General features: G+C 50.8%; 3 protein-coding genes. 2 read left to right on the top strand and 1 reads right to left on the bottom strand.

Features of this window, described 5'->3' with window-relative positions:
• The coding region (locus WMP97_RS11720) for a hypothetical protein (RefSeq protein ID WP_340440555.1) at positions 1–290 on the bottom strand (290 nt) is incomplete at its 3' end.
• A 188-nt stretch (positions 291–478) separates the two neighbouring features.
• Between WMP97_RS11720 and WMP97_RS11715 the strand changes: the two genes are divergently transcribed.
• Both WMP97_RS11715 and WMP97_RS11710 read left to right on the top strand, forming a co-directional pair.
• Entirely contained in the window at positions 479–1312 is an 834-nt protein-coding gene (locus tag WMP97_RS11715; RefSeq protein ID WP_340440554.1) for a cutinase family protein, read from the top strand.
• 14 nt (positions 1313–1326) lie between these two features.
• The gene (locus WMP97_RS11710; RefSeq protein WP_340440553.1) at positions 1327–2139 is read left to right on the top strand and encodes a GDSL-type esterase/lipase family protein; all 813 of its coding nucleotides are present in this window, start codon (positions 1327–1329) and stop codon (positions 2137–2139) included.
• Positions 2140–2321: the final 182 nt, after the last annotated feature.

The raw sequence follows: 2321 nt of genomic DNA, 5'->3' as shown, positions 1-2321 counted from the left end.
AGCAGTTCCCACCATTCTTTGTCTTTTGGTGCTATTTCAATCCAGCCTTTGGGGCTGATTTCTTTTATTTTTACGTTCGCTTTGTATTCAACTGCTGTTTTGCGACGCGCTAAGCGGCGTACTGCTGGGTCTCGGTATCGAGCAAAGAGGTAAACCTGTCGGGCAGTTATTACGACTAAGGTTACTATTGCAATAGCGCTTAACAGTATTAGTAGACTGCTATTGACTTGGTCTTTTAATGCGTCTAGGTGTGGTGTGTTGAGTGGGTTTGTCCCGGTTTCCGTGCTCATTTCAGGGCTGCCTTTAGGTGTTATTCAGGGTTCAGACTTTAGCCTACTGGTTAGGCATGATGCTGAGCGGATTATGGGTTTGTCGGTTAGGATTACGGGCGTTAACTTCCCGAGACTGGATTTACTGTGATTTGCTTGGTTTTGGGGTAGTGAAGTTTCGTTTTTGTCTATCTTGGTAAGGTTTTTCCATGTCCCTAAAATGTATCCGCGCTATTGCAGCTGCGGCCCTTGCTGCAACATTCATCGCTCCTGTTACAGCACAGGCATTTGAGCCACCTACGCCACAGTCATTTATCCACAACTGCGCGCCTAAACAAGTTGTTGTTGCCCCTGGTGGTGCTAATACTAACCCAGTCATGCCTGATAACCTGCCTATTGGTCATATCACTGCTGATGTAGGCATCCAATTGGGTAATCGAGCAGACACTGATGTGACCTATGTGCCTTATCAGTCCTATGGTTTTGCTGCAACGTCCTATCCACAGGCATCAGCTGATGGCTATACCAAGGCATCACATACCATTGCGCGTATCCAGAATGATTGTCCAAACAGCCGTATCAGCCTTGTAGGCTATTCGCTAGGTGCCGATGTCTCTGCACGCATCATTAATGATGCAGCTCATGGCAAGGGCGCACTCGATCCTTCTCGTTTTGCCTCTGCTGCACTTTATGCTAATCCATACCAAGGTGGCAATGGTGCTGCGCAGTATCCTGCTAAGCCAGATGTCAATACTGGTTCTCTAGGACAACTAGACGGCGGCTTCGGCAATCTCGGCGCTAAGGTACTAGAAGTATGCCATAGCGATGATGCTGTATGTAACTATCCCAAGAAGTACCGCAAGCTGGCTGAAGCATCAATGGATCTGGACACGCTCCACGGCAAGTTCCCACGCTCTGTTGCCCGTGAACTCACTCACTACAACCCTAAGGACTACTACACGCTCATTCGTGGTTTCCTGCGCCATAATGCCTATGGTGGCAGTGACAGTGCAGCTGGTGTCCAGTGGGTAAATAATCATTAAAGAAAGGCTCCCATATGAAGAAATTCACTAAACTAGCAAGTGTCATTGTTGCACTTGCTACCAGTATCACTGTTCCAGCTACCGCCCAAGCAGATGGGCCACACGGTAAGGATATGGTCACCTTTGGCGATTCTTTTACCGCTAATGGTGGCGCACCTGGTGGTAGCGGTCGCGTATCCCCGTACCCACGACCAATTCGCCCCTGCTTCAACGACAACAACAACTGGGCACACCAAACCGCACGCAACCTAAACATGTCGCTGGCTGACTACTCCTGCAACGGCACCAGCGACTGGGTAAACAACTATGTTGACCACGCGCTACTGTCCGGAGAAATCGGCCCCGACACCAAGGAAGTAACCTTCATGTACGGCGGCTTGCAACCAAGCACGTATATCGACGCAGCACTTCCGGACATTCCTAAGGCTTCTGCCTACCGGGGGCTACTGGCACACCAATTCAACAAGATCCGCGCCAAGGCCCCACACGCCCGGATTACGATGGTCAACTACGTACCCATGACCGTCAACGACACTCTGTGCGCTGTTAACGACGGCGACAAAGTCATTCCTGTTGGTTTCCCTGGCGTGACTGCTTATGAGGATCAGTTCAATGCTGAAATTGGTCATGCTGCTCGTGATCTCGGCGTTAACTTCATCGACTTGCACAACCAAGCCAAAACCCATGACCCGTGCCAGCCGGATACTTCCCAGCGTTGGGCTGTGGCAGCACAGACCCCGACTGCGCCGTCTGTTATGCCTATGCATCCAACGGACGTGGGACATACTGGTATGGCCGGTATTATTACGCGTGAGCTTCAAGGGTAGTAGCTAACGCAACGGCGTATCCAACTGATGGGACACCCTCGAGCACGCAAGCCTCTTCGTACGCAAGCTGCCATACTTCATCCCAGACGCACTCAACGAATTCAACCGCAACATCACCGGCTTCTAAAACACAAGCCAAAACAACCCCCGAGACCACCACACCTCGGGGGTTACTCATACCC

Source organism: Corynebacterium sp. KPL4072, from assembly GCF_037908395.1.
Classification (GTDB): Bacteria; Actinomycetota; Actinomycetes; order Mycobacteriales; family Mycobacteriaceae; genus Corynebacterium; species Corynebacterium kefirresidentii.
The sequence above is the reverse complement of the archived record's forward strand: the minus strand, read 5'-3'. Positions and strand labels throughout refer to the sequence as shown.